The 23,331-nt window shown below is 42.0% G+C and carries 16 protein-coding genes; 14 read left to right on the top strand and 2 right to left on the bottom strand.

What is annotated here, in order from left to right:
• The first annotated feature begins 16 nt into the window (after positions 1–16).
• From NST74_RS21255 to NST74_RS21190, 14 genes are all read left to right on the top strand, one after another.
• Positions 17–937, top strand: coding sequence for a carbohydrate ABC transporter permease (locus NST74_RS21255; protein WP_042129891.1), 921 nt, complete (start codon positions 17–19; stop codon positions 935–937).
• Between the two features lies 1 nt (position 938).
• Positions 939–1,811: a carbohydrate ABC transporter permease gene (locus tag NST74_RS21250; protein ID WP_341114287.1), complete on the top strand. Its 873-nt coding sequence runs from the start codon at positions 939–941 to the stop codon at positions 1,809–1,811.
• A gap of 132 nt (positions 1,812–1,943) precedes the next feature.
• Positions 1,944–3,407: an ABC transporter substrate-binding protein gene (locus NST74_RS21245; RefSeq protein ID WP_042129888.1), complete on the top strand. Its 1,464-nt coding sequence runs from the start codon at positions 1,944–1,946 to the stop codon at positions 3,405–3,407.
• Positions 3,408–3,813: 406 nt separating this feature from the next.
• Positions 3,814–6,435 (top strand): bifunctional acetaldehyde-CoA/alcohol dehydrogenase, encoded by a 2,622-nt coding sequence (gene adhE / locus NST74_RS21240; RefSeq protein ID WP_341114285.1) that lies wholly within the window; start codon positions 3,814–3,816, stop codon positions 6,433–6,435.
• A gap of 251 nt (positions 6,436–6,686) precedes the next feature.
• The gene (pflB, locus tag NST74_RS21235; protein ID WP_341114284.1) at positions 6,687–8,948 is read left to right on the top strand and encodes a formate C-acetyltransferase; all 2,262 of its coding nucleotides are present in this window, start codon (positions 6,687–6,689) and stop codon (positions 8,946–8,948) included.
• 217 nt (positions 8,949–9,165) lie between these two features.
• The gene (gene pflA, locus NST74_RS21230) at positions 9,166–9,903 is read left to right on the top strand and encodes a pyruvate formate-lyase-activating protein (protein ID WP_076120646.1); all 738 of its coding nucleotides are present in this window, start codon (positions 9,166–9,168) and stop codon (positions 9,901–9,903) included.
• Between the two features lie 425 nt (positions 9,904–10,328).
• Entirely contained in the window at positions 10,329–11,738 is a 1,410-nt protein-coding gene (locus NST74_RS21225) for an extracellular solute-binding protein (protein WP_076120645.1), read from the top strand.
• A 126-nt stretch (positions 11,739–11,864) separates the two neighbouring features.
• On the top strand, positions 11,865–12,749 hold the full coding sequence (locus NST74_RS21220) for a carbohydrate ABC transporter permease (protein WP_076120644.1): 885 nt from the start codon (positions 11,865–11,867) through the stop codon (positions 12,747–12,749).
• Entirely contained in the window at positions 12,749–13,579 is an 831-nt protein-coding gene (locus NST74_RS21215) for a carbohydrate ABC transporter permease (RefSeq protein WP_076120643.1), read from the top strand. The genes NST74_RS21220 and NST74_RS21215 overlap by 1 nt, the downstream gene beginning before the upstream one ends.
• 29 nt (positions 13,580–13,608) lie before the next feature.
• Positions 13,609–15,465 (top strand): cache domain-containing sensor histidine kinase, encoded by a 1,857-nt coding sequence (locus NST74_RS21210; protein ID WP_042129874.1) that lies wholly within the window; start codon positions 13,609–13,611, stop codon positions 15,463–15,465.
• The gene (locus NST74_RS21205; RefSeq protein ID WP_042129873.1) at positions 15,440–16,225 is read left to right on the top strand and encodes a response regulator transcription factor; all 786 of its coding nucleotides are present in this window, start codon (positions 15,440–15,442) and stop codon (positions 16,223–16,225) included. The genes NST74_RS21210 and NST74_RS21205 overlap by 26 nt, the downstream gene beginning before the upstream one ends.
• 777 nt (positions 16,226–17,002) lie before the next feature.
• Complete coding sequence (locus NST74_RS21200) at positions 17,003–18,028, top strand: ABC transporter permease (RefSeq protein WP_231573856.1); 1,026 nt, start codon at positions 17,003–17,005, stop codon at positions 18,026–18,028.
• Positions 18,029–18,043: 15 nt separating this feature from the next.
• Positions 18,044–19,006 (top strand): carbohydrate ABC transporter permease, encoded by a 963-nt coding sequence (locus NST74_RS21195; RefSeq protein WP_341114279.1) that lies wholly within the window; start codon positions 18,044–18,046, stop codon positions 19,004–19,006.
• A gap of 93 nt (positions 19,007–19,099) precedes the next feature.
• A complete protein-coding gene (locus NST74_RS21190; protein ID WP_042129868.1) occupies positions 19,100–20,698 on the top strand; it encodes an ABC transporter substrate-binding protein in 1,599 nt (532 codons plus the stop codon).
• 82 nt (positions 20,699–20,780) lie between these two features.
• On the opposite strand, the gene NST74_RS21185 is transcribed toward NST74_RS21190, so the two are convergent.
• Both NST74_RS21185 and NST74_RS21180 read right to left on the bottom strand, forming a co-directional pair.
• Entirely contained in the window at positions 20,781–22,058 is a 1,278-nt protein-coding gene (locus NST74_RS21185; protein WP_341114278.1) for an ABC transporter substrate-binding protein, read from the bottom strand.
• Positions 22,059–22,081: 23 nt separating this feature from the next.
• Positions 22,082–23,326 carry a response regulator gene (locus tag NST74_RS21180; RefSeq protein WP_341114277.1) on the bottom strand — a complete coding sequence of 415 codons (1,245 nt, stop codon included), beginning with the start codon at positions 23,324–23,326 and terminating at the stop codon, positions 22,082–22,084.
• Positions 23,327–23,331 lie beyond the last annotated feature (5 nt).

Raw genomic sequence — 23,331 nt, 5'->3', positions numbered from 1 at the left:
GGAATGAGGGAGCCTGATGAATCAAACCGCAGTAGTAACCGAAAACCCGGCGACGCTGAAGGGGACACCGTACAAGCAAAACCGCTGGAAGAAAAACTTTTGGGGATATATGTTCCTCGTACCTGCCGTAATTATTTTTATTATGTTTTTGTGGGTTCCAATTTTCAAAGGCTTACTGTACAGCTTTTACCATGTGGATTTTGTTAAAGGGAATAGCTTTGTAGGCTTTGAGAACTACAGTAGAGCACTTAGTGATCCGGATGTCTTGACTGCATTAAAGAACACTGGGTATTACATGTTTCTATGTCTTATTATTGGATTCTGGGTTCCGATTGCTTTTGCCATCATGATCTCAGAGCTGAGAAAGTTTGGGGGCTTTGTACGTGTAGCGGCTTACCTTCCTTTCGTAATGCCTGGTGTGGTTCTCTATGGACTGTGGAGATGGCTATATGATCCGGTGGGTCCAATTAATGCGTTACTAGGTACAATGGGTGTGGACCAAGTTGCCTTCTTAACAGATACAAGATGGTCCATGATTTCACTTGTGTTTATGGAGACATGGCAGCAGTTCGGATCAGGGATGTTAATATACTTGGCTGCTGTACTCAGCATTCCGCGAGATTGGTATGAAGCCGCTGAGATTGATGGGGCAGGTATATGGGCACGAATAAAGTACATCACTTTGCCTTCACTGCGTAATTTAATCTTTTTGATGTTGATTCTGCAAATTATTGGTACTTCACAAGGGTATCAGTCACAAATGGCGTTACTTGATGGTGGGCCGAATAACACTACACTTACCTACGCATTGTTGATTGTAAAATATGCATTTACAAGACTCGATTATGGAACAGCTACTGCGCTTGGCATGTTAATGTTCATTGTCCTGGGTGGTTTGGGCATTTTACAGTTCAAGCTTAACAAGGAGGACTACTAAGATGAAGAGCGCAGATAGAGGGATTCTTTCAGAACACGATTTGAAAAAAACAAGCAATAAGATTGTTTACGGTTTGATGTGTGTAGTCATTTTGGTTATGGTTTTTAGCATGCTGTACCCAATTTGTATGACGTTATTCAACGGATTGAAGTCGAATCAAGAGGTGAATTCATTCCCGCCGCATTTTTTCCCTCAGGAATGGCACTTCAGCAACCTTAAGGATGCAATGAATTACATTGATCTGCCGATGTTTCTTAGAAACACCATTTATATTTTTGTAGGGAATATGGTTGTGACCTTAGTCGTATTGGGAATGTCTGCTTTTAGTATTTCCCGTATGAATGTTCCATACAAAAGAGCGATTTACTTCTTCTTCCTGATGACATTGTTTATTCCGGCTACCAGCTACATGATCCCGAACTTTGTCAATTTGAAGGAGCTGGGATTGCTGAATCAGTACGCGGCTTTTTGGTTGCCAGCAGGTGCGAACACCTTCTACTTTCTTTTGTTAAAGAACTTTTTTGACGGGATTCATCCAGAAATCTTTGAAGCAGCACGAATGGATGGAGCCTCTGAGCCGAGAAGCTTTTTCTCCATTGCTGTACCACTTTCAATTCCGATTTTTGCAACATTAGCGATCTTTATCTTTTCTACCGCATGGAATGACTGGTTCTGGCCATCTCTAGTTATGCACAGTGAAGAGAAATATACGCTTGCGACAGCCATTTATAAATACGTTATTAATGTGAAGGCACTCAATACTAATATTAAATTTGCAATCCTGTTTTTAGTATCGTTGCCACCAATCATTGTCTTCTTGATTTTCCAGAAATTCATTATGCGTGGGGTTGCTTTGTCAGCAGTGAAAGGATAAGCAATTATCGACGAATTTAACCACGGATCGTAAACATGCACATGAAGTGAATATAAATGCACCTCGTTTGCAAACGGTTTCTATTTTATGATTTATCTGTAAGATAATTATGAATTGAAAAGGGGAGTTTCAATGCGTAAGTACTCTAGCGTTCTACTAAGCGTACTTGTAGCCGGATCGTTGCTATCTGCTTGCAGCGGCAATAATAACGGAAACACAGCGGGAAACAAAGGCGGGGAAGCAACTACAGCGCCAACAAATGCGGTAACGGATAATACAGCGACCGCTACGGAGGCGCCAGTGGATGACATTACTCAAAGAAAAGTGACGATCAAGATTCACTATCCAACACCTGACTTGACTGAAGTGAGAGCGCAAGAAGATGACAAGATTAAACGTTTCCAGGCTGAATATCCAAATGTTGAAATTGTTAAAGATGACTGGCAGTACAATGTAAGTGAAATCGGAATCAAAATGGCTGCGAATGAAGCACCAACCTTCTTTAACACCTACGCTACAGAAGCTAAATTCCTGGTGGAAAAGGGCTGGGTTGCTGACATTACGGATCTTTGGAACAAATACGAATTTAAGGATCAAATTAACCCAGTACTGCAAAATCAGTTCATCATTGATGGTAAAGTTTTCGGAGTAACTCAAAAAGGTTATGTAACAACGACTATGATCAACAAAAAAATGCTGGATGAAAAAGGCGTTGCGGTCCCGCCAATGGATTGGACTTGGGATGATATGCTGAATACGGCTAAAGGCGTAGCTGATGTCAAAAAAGGTATTTCCGGTATTGCTCCAATGGGTAAAGGTAACGAAGCAGGCTGGAACTGGACCAACTTCCTGTTCGAAGCTGGCGGTGAAATTCAAAAGGTTGAAGGCGGCAAGGTTGTCGCTACCTTTAATTCCGATGCTGGTGTTAAAGCACTGGATTTCTACAAAAAACTTAGATGGGAAGCTAACGCGATTCCTCAGGACTGGGCACTTGGCTGGGGCGATGCTGTTGGCGCATTCCAACAAAGTCGTACAGCTATGGTAATGGCTGGGTCCGATGGCGTAATCGAGCAAGCACTGAATCAAGGTGGACTGAAACCTGAGGATGTGCTCACATATCCAATGCCTGCTATGGAGAAAGGCGGCAAGCATACGGGGGTACTTGGTGGTGATTACCTCGTAATTAATCCGAATGCAACACCAGATGAGCAAGAAATGGCATTCCGTTATATCACATTTGATTACTTCTCTGATAAAGGTTTGGAAGCACTGGATGCAGTTCTTCAACAACGTACAGCTGATGGTAAATACTTTATCCCGCCGCTCTTAGATTACTACTCAGCAGATTCTGAGTTTGGTAAGAAGACCAAAGCGGTTTATGACAAGTACACCAACGTATACCAATATAGCCCTGACATTATGGGACTTTTGGATGGTAAACCTGAAGCTCAATACAACACACAGGACTATTACGCAACCATGTCCAATGTTATTCAAGAGCTGTTCTCCAAAAAAGGAACGGATTCTAAGAGCCAGCTAGAAGCAGCAGCTAAAACAGTGCAAGAGAAATTCTTTGATACGATAAAAGCGGAATAGGTAAATTTTAAAAAAATCGGTCCCATTGGGGCCGTTTTTTTTGTTGTTATAATTTATAAATTTATAAATCTACAGAGCTAAAGATGATCAACTGACAAACTATTAAGGCATAGGAAAATCGTAAATTTCTGTGATGAAGGGAATGCTTTAACAGAGTACTGTATTCAAGTATTTGGAAAGAAATGGACCCAATAATTTGCTTATTAAAGTATAATTCTAAGATTTGAAGATAATTTTAACATAAAATATGGAAAAAAATCTATAATATGATCGAATGAAAGCGCTTTGAAAACAAATCAAAAAAACTTTATACTTTGTGAAAGATTTCACTATACAAGGTGGAAATCCTGTGATAAGATAAATGTGTAGAGAAAAACAACTAAAAATTGACAGGAGGACGAGGGAGATGGCAGTTAAGAACGAAGTCGCCGCCCAAGTTAAACAAGTTACCGCTGAAGAGTATATTCAGAATTTAGTGGATAAAGCGAAAAAAGCGCATGAGGCATTCATGGCGCTAGACCAAGAGCAAGTTGACACAATCGTTCATGCAATGGCGTTGGCTGGACTCGACAAACATATGTACCTCGCAAAATTAGCCGTAGAAGAAACTGGACGCGGCGTATATGAAGACAAAATTACGAAGAACATCTTCTCAACAGAATATATCTGGCACGGAATTAAATACGATAAAACAGTAGGCGTTATTGAAGACAATGCTTATGAAAGTTTCCAAAAAATTGCTGAGCCCGTCGGAATTGTAATGGGTATCACACCGGTAACCAACCCTACATCCACCACGATGTTTAAAGCGTTGATTTCGATTAAGACACGGAACCCTATTATATTCGGTTTCCACCCATCTGCGCAAGAGTGTAGTGCTGCAGCTGCTAAAATTCTTCATGATGCTGCCGTAAAAGCAGGCGCTCCTGAGAACTGTATCCAATGGATTGAAATGCCAACAATGGACAAGACAAACGCATTGATGAACAACCCAGACGTTGCTCTTATCTTGGCAACTGGTGGTTCTGCAATGGTAAAAGCAGCTTACAGCTGTGGTAAACCAGCTCTTGGCGTAGGCCCTGGTAACGTACCTGCTTTCATTGAAAAGAGCGCGGATATTGATCAAGCCGTAACGGACATCATTCTTTCTAAAACATTTGATAATGGTATGATCTGTGCTTCCGAGCAAGCTGTTATTATCGAAGAACCAATTTTCGATCAAGTGAAGAAAAAAATGATCGCAAATGGTTGCTACTTTGTTAATAAAGAAGAAGCTGCCAAACTGACTAGTGGAGCAATGAACGTAGATAAATGTGCGGTTAACCCAGCAATCGTAGGTCAATCCGCAGTGAAAATTGCTGAAATGTGTGGCATTCAAGTCCCTGCCGGCACAAAGATTCTGGTAGCAGAACTTGAAGGTGTAGGTACTAAATATCCACTATCCGCTGAAAAATTAAGCCCAGTTCTTGCTTGCTACAAGGTTAAAAATGCAGATCAAGGGATCGAACGTGCAGCTCAAGTTGTTGAATTTGGCGGCATGGGCCACAGCTCGGCTATCCACTCCAACAATGAAGAAGTAATCATGAAGTTCTCTAACCGTCTGCAAACAGGACGTATTCTAGTTAACTCGCCTTCCACACATGGTGCGATCGGCGATATTTATAACACTAATATCCCTTCGTTGACTCTGGGCTGCGGATCTTATGGTCGTAACTCCGTGTCGCAAAACGTTACAGCAATCAATTTGATCAACGTGAAAAGGGTGAATCGTCGTACCGTGAATATGCAATGGTTTAAAGTACCTGACAAGATCTATTTCGAAAAGGGCGCTACTCAGTACCTGACCAAAATGCCTGATATCACACGTGTCGCAATTATCACTGACCCAATGATGGTTAAGCTTGGATATGTTGAAAGAGTTGAACATTACCTGCGTCAACGCCAAACTCCTGTAGCTATCGAAGTGTTCTCGGAAGTTGAACCAGATCCATCGACAACTACAGTTGAAAAAGGTACTGCAATGATGAACAGATTCCAACCGGACTGCATCATCGCACTTGGCGGCGGTTCCCCAATGGATGCTGCAAAAGGAATGTGGTTATTCTATGAACATCCAGACGCAGACTTTAACGGTCTAAAACAAAAATTCATGGACATCCGTAAACGGGTATACAAATTCCCTAAACTTGGTAACAAAGCTAAGTTTGTAGCGATTCCAACTACTTCGGGTACGGGTTCGGAAGTAACATCTTTCGCAGTTATTACCGATAAAACAACTGAACAACACACTAAATATCCATTGGCTGACTATGAGTTAACACCAGACGTAGCTATCATTGATCCAGAGTTCGTATACAGCTTGCCAAAAACTGCAGTTGCAGATACAGGTATGGACGTATTGACACATGCTATCGAAGCTTATGTATCTGTTATGGCGAGTGACTACACTGATGGTCTAGCTATTAAAGCCATCCAACTGGTATTCCAATACCTTGAAAAATCGGCACTGGAAGGCGACAGAGTAGCTCGTGAGAAAATGCATAATGCATCAACACTTGCAGGTATGGCCTTTGCCAATGCATTCTTGGGAATTAACCACAGCTTGGCGCATAAATGGGGCGGACAGTACCACACCGCTCATGGTCGTACTAACGCGATCCTTATGCCACACGTTATCCGTTACAATGCTAAAAAACCTACGAAGTTCGCTTCGTTCCCTAAATATTCGCATTTCGTAGCTGATGAGCGTTACGCTGAAATTGCCCGTATTTTGGGATTGCCAGCTCGCACAACTGAAGAAGGTGTAACTAGCCTAATCAATGCTATTCGCGAGATGAATAAAAAATTGGGTATCGAGGAATCGTTCCAACAACTGGGCTTTGATCCTAAGGACTTCGAATCCCGTGTAGATTACTTGGCTGACCGTGCGTTTGAAGATCAATGTACAACTGCCAATCCTAAGCTGCCGTTGGTATCTGAACTTGCTGATGTATACCGTAATGCATTCTACGGAAGATTTGATAATTAATAATTGGTTAAATAGAGAATAGGATAGTTGTGGACTTAGATAAAGGTGACAAATATCACTCGAAAGGTGATATTTGTCACAGTGTTTTTATAGAAAATAAACTAGAATGTTTATATAAACAACGGTCCCACATATGAAATGTTGATTGTGAAATTTGGAACAACCACATCTTTGGGGATCACGAGACACGGGATCAACCTTCAAGCCCGCGATCTCTACAAATATAATAAATATAGATGGAGGGATTTAGCATGTCGGTGATTGAAAAAGAAGTAAATGAAGTGAAATCCGGTTGGAGAAATTTCACAAAAGGTAAATGGTCCAAGAAAGTTGACGTTAACAATTTTATCGCAAGTAACATTAAGCCTTATGAAGGAAACGAAGAGTTCCTCGTAGGACCTACTAGTAACACAACTGAACTATGGAAAATTATTTCCCAACTGAGCAAAGAAGAAAGAGAAAGAGGCGGCGTATGGGATGTTTCCCTGGATACTGTCTCCACAATCACTTCACATGCTCCTGGATACATTGATAAGGACAAGGAACAAATTGTAGGCGTGCAGACTGACGCTCCTTTCAAACGTTCCATCCAGCCATTCGGCGGGATCAAGATGATGGTCGATGCTACGAAAGCTTATGGCTTCGAGCTTCCACAAAACATCGTTGATATGTTTACGAACATTCGCAAAACGCATAACCAAGGCGTATTTGATGCATATACACCAGACATGAGAGCAGTGCGTAAATCCGGCGTTATCACAGGTCTTCCTGATGCTTACGGCCGCGGACGCATCATCGGTGACTACCGCCGTATCGCTCTATACGGTATTGATTTCCTGATTAAAGACAAAAAACAACAACAAGCTGAGCTTGAAGTTGATTCCATGACTGAAGAGGTAATTCGTCTTCGTGAAGAGCTGTCCGAGCAAATTCGTGCACTGGGCGAATTGAAAGAAATGGCAGCCGCTCACGGTATGGATATTTCCAAACCAGCGACCAATTTCAAGGAAGCTACTCAATGGGTATACTTCGGATATCTGGCAGCAGTTAAAGAGCAAAATGGTGCGGCGATGTCCCTGGGACGTGTATCTTCCTTCCTAGACATCTATGCAGAACGCGATATTGCTGAAGGTACTTTGACTGAAGAGCAAGTCCAAGAAATCGTCGATCATTTCGTAATGAAACTGCGTATCGTGAAATTCTTGCGTACACCTGACTATAACGATCTGTTCTCCGGCGACCCTACATGGGTAACTGAATCCATCGGTGGTATGGCTGAAGACGGAACAACTCGTGTTACCAAGAACAGCTTCCGTTTCCTGAACACCCTGTACAACTTGGGTCCAGCACCGGAACCAAACTTGACAGTTCTTTGGTCCGAAAGATTGCCTGAAGCCTTCAAAAAATATTGTGCTAAGGTTTCCATCGAAACTAGTGCAATTCAGTATGAAAATGACGATCTAATGCGTCCATACTGGGGTGAAGATTATGCGATTGCTTGCTGCGTATCTCCAATGCGCATCGGTAAACAAATGCAGTTCTTCGGCGCTCGTGCCAACCTAGCAAAAGCTTTGCTGTACGCTATTAATGGTGGTAAAGACGAGAAATCCGGAGCACAAGTTGGACCGGAATTCCCAGCGATTACTTCTGAATATCTGGATTATGACGAAGTAATGAAACGCTTCAAACCGATGATGGAGTGGTTGGCTAAGACTTATGTTAACACTTTGAACATCATTCACTATATGCATGACAAGTATTCTTACGAACGTATTGAAATGGCACTGCATGACCGCGACATTCTGCGTACGATGGCTTGCGGTATCGCTGGTCTATCCGTTGCAGCTGACTCACTGAGCGCTATTAAATACGCGAAGGTTAAACCAATTCGTAACGAACAAGGTATTGCAATTGACTTTGAAACTGAAGGTGAATTCCCTTGCTACGGTAACAATGATGATGCTGTAGACAGCATCGCAGTAGAATTGGTTGAAGCTTTCATGTCTATGATCCGTAAGCACAAAACATATCGTGATGCTGTACCGACTCAATCGGTACTGACCATTACTTCAAATGTAGTGTACGGTAAGAAGACAGGTACTACACCTGACGGACGTAAGAAAGGCGAACCTTTCGCACCAGGTGCTAACCCAATGCACGGACGCGACAAGAAAGGTGCTCTGGCTTCCCTTAATTCTGTAGCCAAACTGCCTTACTCCGATGCACAAGATGGTATCTCTAACACATTCTCTATCGTACCTAAAGCACTGGGTAAAGACGAAGAATCCCGTAAGTCTAACCTGGTACACATGATGGATGGATACTTCCATAACAGCGCTCAACATTTGAATGTTAACGTGTTTAACCGTGAACAGCTGATGGACGCTATGGAACACCCAGAGAACTATCCACAATTGACTATCCGCGTATCCGGATATGCAGTTAACTTCATCAAGCTGACTCGTGAACAACAATTGGATGTAATCAACCGTACGTTCCATGGTTCGATGTAATTCGTTCCTATTCATAAAGATCTTTGAATGAAGTGCTACATTGAAATAATTGCAAGGAAGATGCCGCCCTTGTCTCAAGGGCGGTAATATCTTGTTTGAGAATTGTTAAAATTTTAAATATCACAGCCGCGATTAAGGAAAATGACAGTCTCAAGGACAGGGAGCTTCTTTGTGAAAGAGGGACTGTTAGTCTGTCGTGGCGAAAGGATGATATCCTATGATTAAAGGTCGCATACACTCTTTGGAAACCTTTGGAACCGTTGACGGACCTGGTATTCGATTTGTCTTATTTATGCAAGGATGCTTGCTGAAATGTCAGTATTGTCATAACCCTGATACTTGGGCTTTAGATGAAGGTAAAGAAATGACTTTAGAAGAAGTGCTTGCGGAGATCGAGCCATATATAAACTACTATCGTTCATCCGGTGGTGGATTGACAGTATCCGGTGGAGAACCAACTTTGCAGGCACAATTTGTAAAGCAGTTATTTACAGAAGTTAAAAAGCGTTGGAATCTGCATACTACATTAGATAGTAATGGTTACAACGAAGGTGACAAGATTAATGACTTATTGGATGTTACCGACTTGGTTATGCTAGATCTCAAACATATAGATGAGGAAGCGCATATCAAGTTGACTGGTAAATCTAATGATCGTACTTTGAAGCTTGCACGCTGGCTATCAGATCATAATCGTAAGATGTGGATTAGACATGTATATGTTCCAGGCATTCATGATCGTGAAGAGGATCTTATTAACTTGGGCCGTTACATTGGAACCTTAAATGGTGTTGAGAAATTTGAGATCTTACCTTATCATCAAATGGGTATTTATAAATGGGAAATGCTCGGTAAGGCTTATGAATTAGATGGCGTGCCATCCCCTACCGATGAAGAAGTTCAGCGGGCATACCGCTTGGTCGAAGAAGGTCGTAAACAGACAGCACTGGTATAATTGATATCTATCTTAAGTGAGAGCCGTTTCTTCAGTGATTTACTACTGAAGGAACGGCTTTTTTGTTAAAAGAGGGGCGTCTGGTGTCTTGAAAAGGGGTAATTTTGTATTTACCTTGTAAAAACATGATATAGTAACAGCTGTTGATTAAGCAGTTTGTAAATACATGATGACAGATAATGTATCATTACTTATAGATTTTATAATTATCACCCGAGGTAATGTGTGGTTAAATCACATATAATAACGTTTAATCGTAACTTTCACTATAATAAAGTTATTATACATAACATATCGTGTAGTTGATTCCGCTTTCATTAGAGATTTTTATCCCTATAGTGGATGAATCTTAACCTTACGAGAATGGAATCTGTTTTCTATAATAAGAAGTGTAAAGCACAACATTATATGGGGGGTCACAAGAAATGAAAAAAGGTATGACTTTGCTATTGTCCCTGATTTTTGTATCATCAGCTTTACTGGCAGGTTGCGGAAGCAACAATAATGCATCTTCTAACAAAGGAGATGGAAACGCTACCGCGACTAATGCAGCGGACGCTACAAATGCTCCGGCAACAGAAGAACCGGTAAGTAACGAACCGTTCGAAATGACGATTCGTCACACTCAAATCGGTGCAGACAAACAGAAACGTCTGGCTATTCTGCAAGAAGTAGTGAAAAAGGTAGAAGGCGATGTACCTGGTCTGACCTTTAAACTCGATGGAGTAGATTCAGATGTAAACCGTAAAGAAAAATTGCGTGGTGAAATGGCTGCAGGTAATCCACCAGAGATTTTCGATCTGTTCGGTAGCCCTGACTCTAAGATCTATGCTAAAGAAGGTAAATTACTTGACCTGACTCCAATTCTTGAGGAACTTGGAATTAAGGATAAATTCTCAAATCTAGATCCTTTCACTTATGAAGGGAAAATTTACGGATTGCCAATCGGTGGATCTGGTGAAGGATTCTTCTACAACAAAGAATACTACACTAGCAAGGGTTGGAAAGCTCCAACAACATTTGCTGAATTGGAACAACAATTGGCTGACATCAAGGCTGACGGAAAAGTGCCTTTAGCTGGTGCGTCTAAGGCTGGTTGGGTACCACTTATGCTAGCTAACCACTTGTGGTCACGTTATGCAGGTCCAGATGTAACTGCTAAATTTGCAACTGGCGAAGCTAAATGGACTGATCCAAACGTTGTAAAAGGCTTTGCTAAGTACAAAGAATGGGTTGATAAAGGATACTTCAAAAAAGGCGAACTTGGTTTCGAGTATGCTGAATATACAACACAATTCACTAGTGGTGAAGCAATCCTGCTGTATGATGGTACTTGGAAATCCTCCGTATTCAAAGCTGGACAATCTGGCGAAGGCTTGATCGGTAAAGTTGGATTCTTCAATATTCCTCCAGTTGATGGTGGCGTGGGCGACCAAACAGCATTGATGCGCGATGTAAACAATGGCTATGGCTTCTCTGCTTCTGCTGAGAAAGATCCACGTCAATTAGCTGCTGTGAAATCATTTATCAAAAACCTCTTTAATGAAGAAATGCAATTACGTGGACTTGTTGAGGATGGCGTATTGCCAGCAATGAAAATTGACCAAAACGTTCTGAATGAAAATATTACGGATGATCTGATGAGCGAAATCGTAGGTGTACTTAATAACTCACAATCTTCGTTCCCAGCATTTGACTCTCTCGTTCAAGCAGATGTAACTACAGAAATCAGTAACATTCAAATTCAAAAGCTGATTGGTGGTCAGACAACTCCAGAGAAGATGGGCGAAGCTTTACAGAAGGTACAAGAAGAAGCAAACGCAGCAGTTGAATAAGTAGCTGCAAACTGAATGTACCCTGGTGCTAGAACCAGGGTACATTTTTAAACTCAAAGAAATTATGTGTTTGCGCTGATCTAAACATTCATTGTTCGCCAGATGTCAAAGCAACCGGAGGTAGTCATGAATAAAGCATTAAGAAATCCATTGGTATTTTTCCTTTTTATACTTCCAGCACTGATCCTGTTTACGATGTTCTTCATCTATCCCATCTTCAGTTCGATCTATTACAGCTTTACTAGCTGGAATGGTGTATCTGACACAGTTAAGTCTGCCGGAATCAGTAATTTTGAGAAGGCATTAGGAGATGAACGATTCTGGATATCCGTCAAAAATAACGGCTGGTTCATTCTTTTCTCCTGTTTTGTACAGGTGCCGTTAATTATATTCTTCTCATTATTAATATCAAATGTAAAGAAGCTAAAAGGCTTATACAAGACGGCAGTCTTCATGCCTTCCATTATGTCTACAGCAGTTATCGGTATTCTATGGGGCTTCATTTATGAGCCCAACATTGGACTTTTAAATAAGGTTCTTGGCTTAGTTGGTATTGATCCGCTTTACTGGTTGTCGGATGAGAGATTCGCAATGTTATCGATTCTGATCACGAATGCTTGGCAATGGACAGGATTCTATATCGTAATGGTACTGGCAGCTATTTTGTCGATACCGGGTGAATTGGACGAAGCTGCTGCCATTGATGGTGCAACTGGATTCCAACGAGCTACACGTATCACGCTTCCGCTAATCGTCCCAATCATCTCTGTCGTAATCATGCTATCCATTGCAGGGGCAATGAAAGCGGCGGATATCGTCATTGTAATGACTAAGGGTGGACCTGCGGGTTCAACCGATGTAATGGCAACCTATATGATTAAATATGCAATTACTAACTTTAAATACGGGTACGGTAATGCCATCGCAGTCCTGATCTTTGTATTTACACTGGTGGTTACAGCCCTTTATCAGCTGCTGATAGCCCGACGCACAGAAAGGATTGAATACTGATGCCACGCGCCCTGAAAAAAAGTCTGCCACATGTCGCACTTTTGTCCTATCTGCTAGTTATTCTATTTCCTTTCCTGTTCGTGTTATTCTCCTCTGTGAAGAAGGATAACAATGCAATAGCGCTTAACCCTTTTGGGATTCCAAAGGAGTTTGTCTTCAATAACTACGTAGAAGCTTGGGTGAATGCCAAGATCAGCACCTACTTTTTTAACAGTTTGTATATTTCCATATTGGCTTCTGTAGTATCTATCATTCTAGCGTCAATGTTTGCATTTGCTGTTACACGGATGCGTCAAGGTAAATGGAATACGATTTTGTTCTCGTTAGTTATGGTGGGAATGCTGATTCCAAACAACGCATTGATGCTACCTATTTATACGATTGTTCGTAAGATGGGGATTCTGAACACGCATTGGGCATTGATTATTCCTTACATTGCAAATGCAATTCCATTTACGATCATAATATTGGCTGCATTTATGCGTTCGTTGCCTAGAGAAATTGAAGAGGCGGCGGTCATGGATGGGTTGAAGGCTCCGGGTATCTTTGCTAGAATTATTGTACCTCTAACCGTGCCTGCCATGGTTACTGTATTCATAGTTAATTTCCTGGGCAATTGGAATGAATTCTTGCTGGCAAACTACTTCCTATCTAATGATGAACTGCGTACGCTCCCAGTTGGTATGGTTCAATTCCGTGATCAATACCAGATGAACTATGCACAAATGTCAGCGGGTATCGTCTTCAGCGTACTGCCGGTAATTGTCATTTATGCGATTTTACAGGAGAAAATTATTGAAGGCGTAACAGCAGGCGGCGTAAAAGGATAACTTTTTTTCTCAGTCAGGAGCACCAGCCGATGAATTTGCGCTATAAATTATTTACGGCATTTTTGGGCCTGATAATCATTCCTTTATTTATTCTAGGCATGCTTATGTTTTTCGTGACTTATAACTCTATTGAGAAGAAGTACAGTCAGCAATCGGAATACTCACTTAAAGCAATTAGTTACAGTATTTCGAATGTGTTAAAAGATATGGATAACGTTACAGACAACGGAATTGCTACCTCGGTTTTTCATATGGCACTTAGCGCAGAGGATCCTACTAACCAGGATCTGACTGATGCCGAGCAACTCAATTTGAATGCAAGCCAGCGCAATTTCCGTAGTCTGTTGTTTAACCATCCATCGATCAGCTATGCTTTTTTGTACAATTTTAATGGTAGAGGTAACTCTGAAATCGTGTCGCTTTTTAATAAGGAAAATTTCCGAACACTACCCTATGATACATTCAAGAAAAGTGATTTGTACCAGGAAGTAATGGATTTGAATGGTGTGCCGAAGTGGCTGGCTCCTCATGAATATCCCGAACTTACGGGAACTGAACCTGTGTTTACACAAATTCGACTCGTTAAGGAATTGAGCTTCTTTCAGAACATAGGTATCCTCGTTGTGCAGATCAAAAATTGGGAGTTCGAATCGATATTTCGTAATTTAAAAATTGGGGATAGCAATCAAGATGTCTCGTTTATGCTTGTAAATGATGATGGAATGATTCTATTCGACCCAGATCAAAAGCTGGATGGACAGGATATTCAGTCATTCGCGAATAAAGAGATTACCTTTGAAAAAGGGTTTCAGAGTTTTAAAACGCAGTACAACGGGGAGAAAAGTATTCTCTCCATGTATCATTTGAAAGATTATCCTTGGAGTCTAGTGTCTGTAACTTCATGGAACTCTCTGTCTCATGAAGTTACAGTATTTGCACGATGGTTTGTTGGGGTTATCTTCTTATGCTTTTTAGCAGCGGTAATTTTCAATCTGTTCTTTATGAATCGAATTACTGGCGCAATTGCCGTAATTGTTCGTTTTATGCGACGGGTTGAGGATGGGGATTTGACTACGCGGGTAGAGGTAAAAGGGAATGATGAGTTAACGCTTCTTGCAAAAGGCTTTAATGATCTTATGGATAAAATTAATGGGTTGTTTAATAGAATCCATGTGGAACAGCGCCGCAAGAATCAAGCGGAAATGCGTGTTCTACAGGCGCAGATCAAACCGCATTTTTTATTCAATACGTTAGAGTCGATTAATGTTCTGGCTATACAGAATGAAGGCAAGAAAGTTAGTGAGATGGTCTACAGACTGGCAAGTATTTTACGTATCAGCATTCAGGATCGAGAAGAAATTACACTGGATGAAGAAATTAAACACCTGCGCAATTATTTAGATATTCAAAAATTCAGGTTTGAGGATTTATTTGAATATGATATTGATATCCCACAAGAATTGATGAGTTGCGGCATTCTAAAGCTTACTTTGCAACCGCTTGTAGAAAACAGCATTCAGCATGGATTTGAGGGGATTGATTACAAAGGTCAAGTTTCTGTGAAAGCTTGGGAGAAGCAAGGGGACTTGATTTTACAGATTGAAGATAACGGTATTGGTATTACGCCGTCTCAGTTGTCCATTTTCCAATACATTGTGAATGATCCTGTGGAGCAAGAGGTTAAAGTTGAACGAGAAAACCGGATGAATCTTGAACGCAGAGGACTTGGTATTCGCAGTGTAGCGGATCGCATCCGCATTGAATACGGTGACAGGTACGGAATATTTATTTGTTCCAGTCCAGGCTATGGTACTATTATTCAATGTGTCATACCTAAATACGAGCAGGGGGAAGATCATTATGCTAAAAGTATTATTGGTAGATGACGAAGCCCCAATTCTGAATAATCTAAACAGAGTGTTGCCTTGGCAGGAGATGGGGATGGAGGTCGTTGGTATGGCGCGAAGCGGTATGGACGCCTTGCGCATTGCCGAAGAGGAGCAGCCTGATCTTGTGTTAAGTGACATTCGTATGCCAGTGATGGATGGGTTAACTTTTGTAGGAAAGTTGCGGGAAATGGGATTGGATAGTGAGGTACTTCTTCTTACCGGGTATCAAGAGTTTGACTATGCACGGGAAGCGATTCGGCTTGGGGTGAAAGAATACATTTGTAAGCCGATCCATTATGAAGAACTTGGCAATAAGGTACGTGAGATCGGAGCTACTATTCGTAGTAAACAGTTTAAAAATAAACTGTATAATAGCATTCCTTTATTTCAAGAGATTCCTGAAGCGGACAATGGTAAAAAAACACCGGATCAGCTTATGAACCTAGCCGCTCAGTACATCTCTGAACATCTTCATTCTGATATCGGGATTGAGGAAGTGGCGAACAAGATCGGAATTAGTGGCAGTTACTTCTGTCTCTTGTTTAAAAACCGATTTGCAATGACTTTCGTGGAATATGTAACACAACAGCGAATTGAAGCTGCCAAGTTTATGCTTACCAATAGCGACAAGAGCATTACGGTGATTGGTTCCGGAGTGGGTTATCAGGAACGGCGTTATTTCACGAAGGTGTTTCAGAAGCAAACGGGGATGTCTCCTAAGGAGTATCGCGATCGGTGCCGGGCGGAAGTATTATAAGTTCGGCGGCGTATGGTGAGGTTTAGCGTCACTGCGAGGAATGTTTGGACTTCCGGTCGCTGTTATCCTCGGATTTCTTGATTGGGAACCGCTGCTTGCGGTTGAAATCCGAGGATAAAGGCGAACGCTACGCTCCTACAGTTCCAAACTTCCTCTCCGTTCCTTCTCCCTCACCACACTTTGTAGTGGGTATGGGGTGTCCCACTCCTGCGGATGTGGGGACTCCTTAGGGAATGAATGGACTATCGACCAGCCTGCGGCTGTGATAGAAGAGCGAAAGAATTATCGACCAGCCTGCGGCTGTGATAAAAGAGCGAAAGAATTATCGACCAGCCTGCGGCTGTGATAAAAGAGCGAAAGAATTATCGACCAACCTGAGGCTGTGATAGAAGAGCGAAAGAATTATCGACCAACCTGAGGCTGTGATAGAAGAGCGAAAGAATTATCGACCAACCTGAGGCTGTGATAGAAGAGCGAAAGAATTATCGACCAGCCTGCGGCTGTGATAAAAGAGCGAAAGAATTATCGACCAGCCTGCGGCTGTGATAAAGAGCGAAAGAATTATCGACCAGCCTGCGGCTGTGATAAGTACATAGTAATTCAGCCTACGGCTGTAATAAATTAAATGATTTTAAACATTAGAGATGATTATCCTTAGTTACTAAGGATAATCATCTCTTTTTTTATAGAAATATAATATGTTCCCTATACTCCCATAATTTATCATATGTTTTAATTAGAGTGTAAGAAGGAAATGCAAAACGGTAGCTTAACAGCGTGATAAAGGCCTTAGATTGGGATGATGGGGAAATGGGGGAACTGAAAATGAGTGTGACGAATCCTTCCGTCAGCTTGTCAGAAGTAAAGAAAAGAGGCAGGGGGAGAGCGCCGAATTTTCTAAGAGTGATGAAGAAATATTGGGTGTTCTATTTGATGATGCTCCCAGCCATTATTATTCTGATCATCAATAACTACATACCGATGTTAGGGACGGTAATTGCTTTTAAGGATATCAATTACCAGAAAGGGATTCTAGGCAGCGACTGGGTGGGGATAGCGAACTTTAAGTATCTATTCTCGACGGAGACGGCTTGGGTCATTACAAGAAATACCCTATTGTACAACACTGCGTTTATTGTACTCACACTATTTTTTTCACTGGCTTTTGCGATTATGTTTAACGAAATGCGCAGCAGATGGCTATCGAAATTCCATCAGAGTGCGATGTTTCTCCCGTATTTTCTCTCATGGGTCGTCGTTAGTTATTTAGTATACGGCTTTCTGAGTGCAGAGCATGGATTTATGAACAAGACGCTGCTTCCTTTATTTGGAGTCGATCCAATTGAATGGTACTCCCAGTCGCAATATTGGCCGGGGATTCTAGTGATTGTGAAGCTGTGGAAAGAGATTGGATATACGACGGTCATTTATATGGCTGCGATCATCGGTATAGATCATGAATATTATGAGGCTGCGCTGATCGATGGTGCTTCTAAATGGAAGCAGATTCGCAAAATCACACTGCCACTGATCAGTCCGGTTATTATCGTAATGACGCTGCTGCAGATTGGCAGGATTTTTAACGCAGACTTCGGATTGTTCTTTCAGGTTACTAGAAATGCAGGCGCATTATACTCCACTACGCAAGTTATCGACACCTATGTGTATCAGACCTTCCTAGCGATTGGTGATATAGGGATGTCCTCTGCCGCGGGTCTCGTGCAATCTGTTGTAGGATTTCTACTGATCTTCTTAGCGAATCTAGCCGTACGACGAATAAGTAAAGATGATGCGTTATTTTAGAGGGAGGTGGGCGTGTTGAGCCAGGCAGAAACTGCAATCGGGCCGTCGGGTCGTACAGGAAAGAGAACTAAACGGCAAAGACAACCCAATGAAATTTCGAATATTTCCAATTTGTTAATTAATATATTCTTCTGGATCTACACAGCGATTTGTGTGGTCCCGTTGATTCTCGTAATTATCGTATCGTTTTCGGATGAGAAATCCGTTGTACAGAATGGTTATAGCTTTTTTCCTAGCAAGTGGGATATTTCTTCTTATGAATTTCTGTTAAAAGATTATTGGCAAATTATAGATGCAGCTGCCGTTTCCTTATTTGTGACAGTGGTTGGAACGATTCTGAGTCTCGTGATTATGGCAATGTATGCCTACCCTATCTCACGTGGAGATTTTCCACATCGTAATTTCTTTTCGTTCTTTATGTTTTTTACACTGCTGTTTAATGGAGGCCTAGTACCTTGGTATCTGGTTTATACTCAAATGATGCATTTGAAAGATACGCTATGGATTCTGATTATGCCACTGCTGGTTTCAGCATTCTTTGTTATCATTTTGAGGACCTTTTTTGCAAATACAATACCGCCGGCACTTGTTGAATCCGCTAAAATCGACGGGGCACCAGAGTTTCGGATCTTCGTTCAAATCATTCTGCCATTGTCGTTACCGGTGTTAGCTACAGTAGGGTTATTTCAAACTTTGGCGTATTGGAATGACTGGTATCTCAGCTTGATTTTCATTTCACCCGAAGGGCATGTCAATCTACAGTATCTAATGTATAAGACGATGTTGAATGTTCAATTCTTGACTGCGAGCCCTCAAGCGATGGCAGCCTTAGCTGCACAAGGTGTAGAAATCAATCTGCCGACAGAAACGGTAAGAATGGCGATGGCTGTTATTGGTATCGGTCCAATCGTGTTCGTATACTCTTTTTTCCAAAAGTATTTTATCAAAGGGCTTACCGTTGGTGCTGTTAAAGGCTAAGGATGTTTGGAATGGCTTAATTCGGCGCTCTATGCAAGTGTGTGAACGTCCGATTCAGCATATATAAATATTTTGAGGGAGGTTATGGTATACATGAAGGCTATTCGAACAAGCGCACTATTAACACTGATGCTTATCGTGGTACTCAGTCTTAGCTTAGCTGGATGCGGAGGGAATAACGGAAATAATGAAGGGGCTTCACCAGCGCCAAGTGAAAATGCAACCGCTACCAACGCTGCGGCAACAGATGAACCTGCTGCAGACCCTACAGCTGAACCTGAGAAGAAATTAGATCCTTATACTGTCAAGTTAATCTATGTCGGTGCCGTTCAAAAGGATGAACAGGTTGTTGAGGATGCTATCAATAAGCTTCTGGAGCCTAAAATTAACGCTAAATTGGATATCGCACCGATCGACTGGGGTCCATGGGACAATGATGTCAATCTGAAGATTGCCAGTCAGGAGAAATTCGATATTATTTTTACAGCGCAATGGAAAAACTATGTAACCAACTCCGCTAAAGGTGCTTACCTCCCGCTTAATGATGATAACGGCAAGTACGGTAATCTATTGAACGAATATGGCCAAGGGATTCTTAAAAACCTCGACCCGCAATTCTTAAAAGGTTCTGCGATCAATGGTGTGAATTATGCCGTTCCTACGAATAAGGAGTTAGCCGCACAAGGCGGGATCGTGTATCGCTCGGATATTGCTGATGAATTAGGCATTGATATGTCGAATGTAAAGACCATTCAAGATCTGGATGCCGTTCTGAAAGTTGTAAAGGAGAAGAGACCAGACCTTACTCCACTGTATTTTAAACAAGGAGAGACCTTTAACTCTCAGTACATGGCACAGTACGATACGCTTGGTGATGCTTCAATTCCGGGCGTTCTGCTTAAGGATTCATCGGACACTAAAATTCAATCTATGATTGAGCTGGACCGCTATAAGGAAATCATCAAACTTACCCGTGAATACATGAAGAAAGGTTATATTAACAAAGATGCGGCCGTAGCAACGAATTCTACACAAGATGCAATGAAGGCTGGTAATGTCTTTATGACAGTACAATCCCTTAAACCTGGTAAAGATAGCGAATTGGCTAATGCTACAGGTTTGGTTGGTAAACTGAAACAAATTGCCTTTAACGAACCAACGATTTCTACCAGTGACGCCGCAGGGTCTATGTTAGCGATCTCCGCTTCCTCTGGTGATCCAGCTCGTGCCATGATGGTCTTAGATCTTTTGCACACGGATAAAGAAATCAATAATCTCCTCGTATTTGGTGTAAAAGGTGTTCATTATGATGTCGTTAGCGGCGATACGATTAAAGCTACTGACAAAACGGGTGACTATAATACCGCTGCCGCCTGGATGCTTGGAAGCCAATTCCTGAATCCTGTATGGGAAAGCGAAGCTCCAGACAAATGGGAGCAATTCAAGGCTTTTAACTCCAAAGGTAAAGCTTCTGTAGCACTAGGCTTCAACTTCGACGCATCCTCTATGAAGACTGAAATGGCGGCTTGTAAAGCTGTAATGGATGAATACGATATCAGCTTGGACACCGGTTCTGTTGATCCAGATACCGTGCTGACTAAGTATGCCGACAAGCTGAAGAAAGCCGGACTTGATAAGATTATTGCAGAAAAGCAAAAACAATTGGATGCTTTCTTAGCCGCTCAAAAATAAATCCTTTAAACGAAACTAAAAGGCTATCCCCGGCATGATAATAATGCTGGGGATAGCCTTTATTGTGCGATTGACAAATAGGTTAGCGGAAGGAAGTATCTATTTTTTGTGCCACCTGAATGGCAAGTGACCAAGCCTGCTCGGGATCTAGTTTACCTTGCTCAGCTTTGGTCAAGTATTCGAGCATATTTATTTCTACATCAGCATGGTGAGGACCGTAGTAGGTAGGAATTACTTCTTGTGCTGCTGTAGAGAGGACACGTCCAATCTCTGAGTTAGGAAAATAGGGATCATACAGGTTGTGGATCTCTGGATCGTCATAAATTTTGGGTGTGGAGGGAAATGCACCTTGTGTCTTAAATGAAATTAGTTGCTGTGCCGGCTCGGTTAACCATTTGATAAGCGCGAATGACTCCTCTGGATGATTGCCTGTTCTAGGCAAAGTAAGGACGGAACCTCCCCGATTAGCGCTGTTTCCTGGGATGGTCGTTACGTTCCATAATCCGCTGGCTGTTGGAGCACTGCTCTTGATATGATCAATCATCCAAGCTGGACAGAGCATAACTGCAAAGTCTCCATTTAGCAGACCTGCACCCCAGCGCTGTGTATCTACGGCAATACCGGCGGATAGATTCAGCTTAAGCGCTTGAATTGCGAAGTCCCAGGCTCCTTTAACTGCAGGATTATTTCCTACGATCAGTTCTTGCGTAGTGGGACTGTAATATTGAAGCTTGGACTGGCGCAAAAGGGTTAGATACAGATTCTCTAAGTCATTGACAAAGGCTTTGCCTGTTGCCTCATGGACTATAGTGCCGGCCCTGAGGAATTGGTCCCAAGTTTGGATTCTATTTGCTACTTCTTCAGGTTTGGTAGGGAGTCCAGATAACGCGAAAATATCAGTCCGATACAACATAGCGTAAGGACCAATATCAGTCGGTAATCCGAAGATAAAGTCAGTCCCGAGCACCTCCTGCCACTTCCAACTCAGGAATTGATCCTTCAGATCACTCGCTCCAAATGTTGATAGATTATAAAAATAATCGGGGAACTGCTTAAAACGATCCAAATAGCTAATATCAATAGCCGCTACATCAGGGGAACTATATCCTGCTGCGAATGAAGTCTGCAGCTTGGCGGGAAGCTGCGTGGAGGTAGAGGTCTGAATACGGATTTCTAGCTCGGGATGCTGGGATTGATACTCGGCTATAAGCGGCTCAAGACCCGATCCAGCGGTAAGCCAGATGTTCAGCTGGATCGGGTCTTGTAGATCAATGTCTTCCTTGGAGGGAGAGATCTGGCAACCACTTGTATGAAGAAGCAATCCAAGGGTTAACAGGACAGTCATCAACTTAGCGTTCACATGCAAGAGAACACACCTCGACTTTATTTGTTATGCTTCTGAAATTCCTGAGGAGTCATACCCATGTATTTCTTGAATATGAGGCTGAAGTATGCAGGATCCTTAAAGCCAACTAAATCACTAACCTCGTAAACCTTAAGCGTAACATTATTTAGCAGCTCTTTTGCTTTTTGAATACGGAGCTTGGTTAGGAAACTGGAGAAGCATTCTCCTACATCGTCTTTGAACAGACGACCAAGATAGGTGGGGTTCATGTATAGTTCATCTGCGATCATTTTGAGTGAGAGGTTCTCTTGGAGTCGGGAATTCATTACCTCAATCATCATAGAGATTACCCTGCGTGTAGCCTTAACCTGTAGTTGTTCCGTAAGCTGTGGGGACGCCGAGTACATAGATACATCATTATAATAGATAACCGATCGGGTACTATCCTTTTTGATCTGTTGGCACGCCTGTAGACTCTCATGATAGGCTGTTGTGAGAGCTCCAAGGTCATAATGAGGGTTGGAGACACCCGCGCTGAAAGGCGATTTCAAGATACTTGACAGCTTACTTATCGTCTCCTGCGTTAACGCCTTATCGATTCTTTCAGATTGTTCATGCGGATAGAATAACATGATTATTGCTTCTTGCTCTTCTTGTATGCCGACAACGTTAGCGTAAAGTGAAAAACACTCTTCTAATATATTGATTACGGCTGCATACATTGCTTGTTCGGACCAGTACTGTGGCATATCATCACCTAGATGATTTACAGTTACGACGACAAAAGAATGAAAGGGAGGGATGAGCTGTTCTTCAAAATAGGGCAATGGAATGCCATAAAGAAGATCCGAAAGGCGCTTCTCCCGTAGATTCTTTTCTCGTAGTTGCGATACTTGCCTATGTTGCTTTTTTAATTCCAGACGATCGTACACACCTGTTACGACTTCGAGGATATTTTCGACTGAATTTGGCTTGACCAGATATTCTCGAACACCGTACCGAATGGCTTGGCTGGCATAGGAGAAATCCTGATAACCTGTGAGCAGAACCGTTTCAGTGTCAGGATAACATTCATGGATATGCTTAGAGAGCTCGAGTCCATCCATGCCGGGCATTCGTATATCTGATATTACGAGATCGACAGCATGCTCTTTTAACAATTGCACAGCTGCTAATCCGTTCTCTACTGAACCAATGATGCTAAAATTCTGGTTCGCACTTCCCAGCATTTCTGACAGAGAACGTCGAACAAAACTCTCGTCATCAACAATTAACACATTCATCACTT

This window comes from Paenibacillus sp. FSL F4-0125, from assembly GCF_038008565.1.
In the GTDB taxonomy this organism is placed as follows: Bacteria; Bacillota; Bacilli; order Paenibacillales; family Paenibacillaceae; genus Paenibacillus_AQ.
Note: the sequence above shows the minus strand (reverse complement) of the source record. Positions and strands in the feature narration are given on the sequence as shown.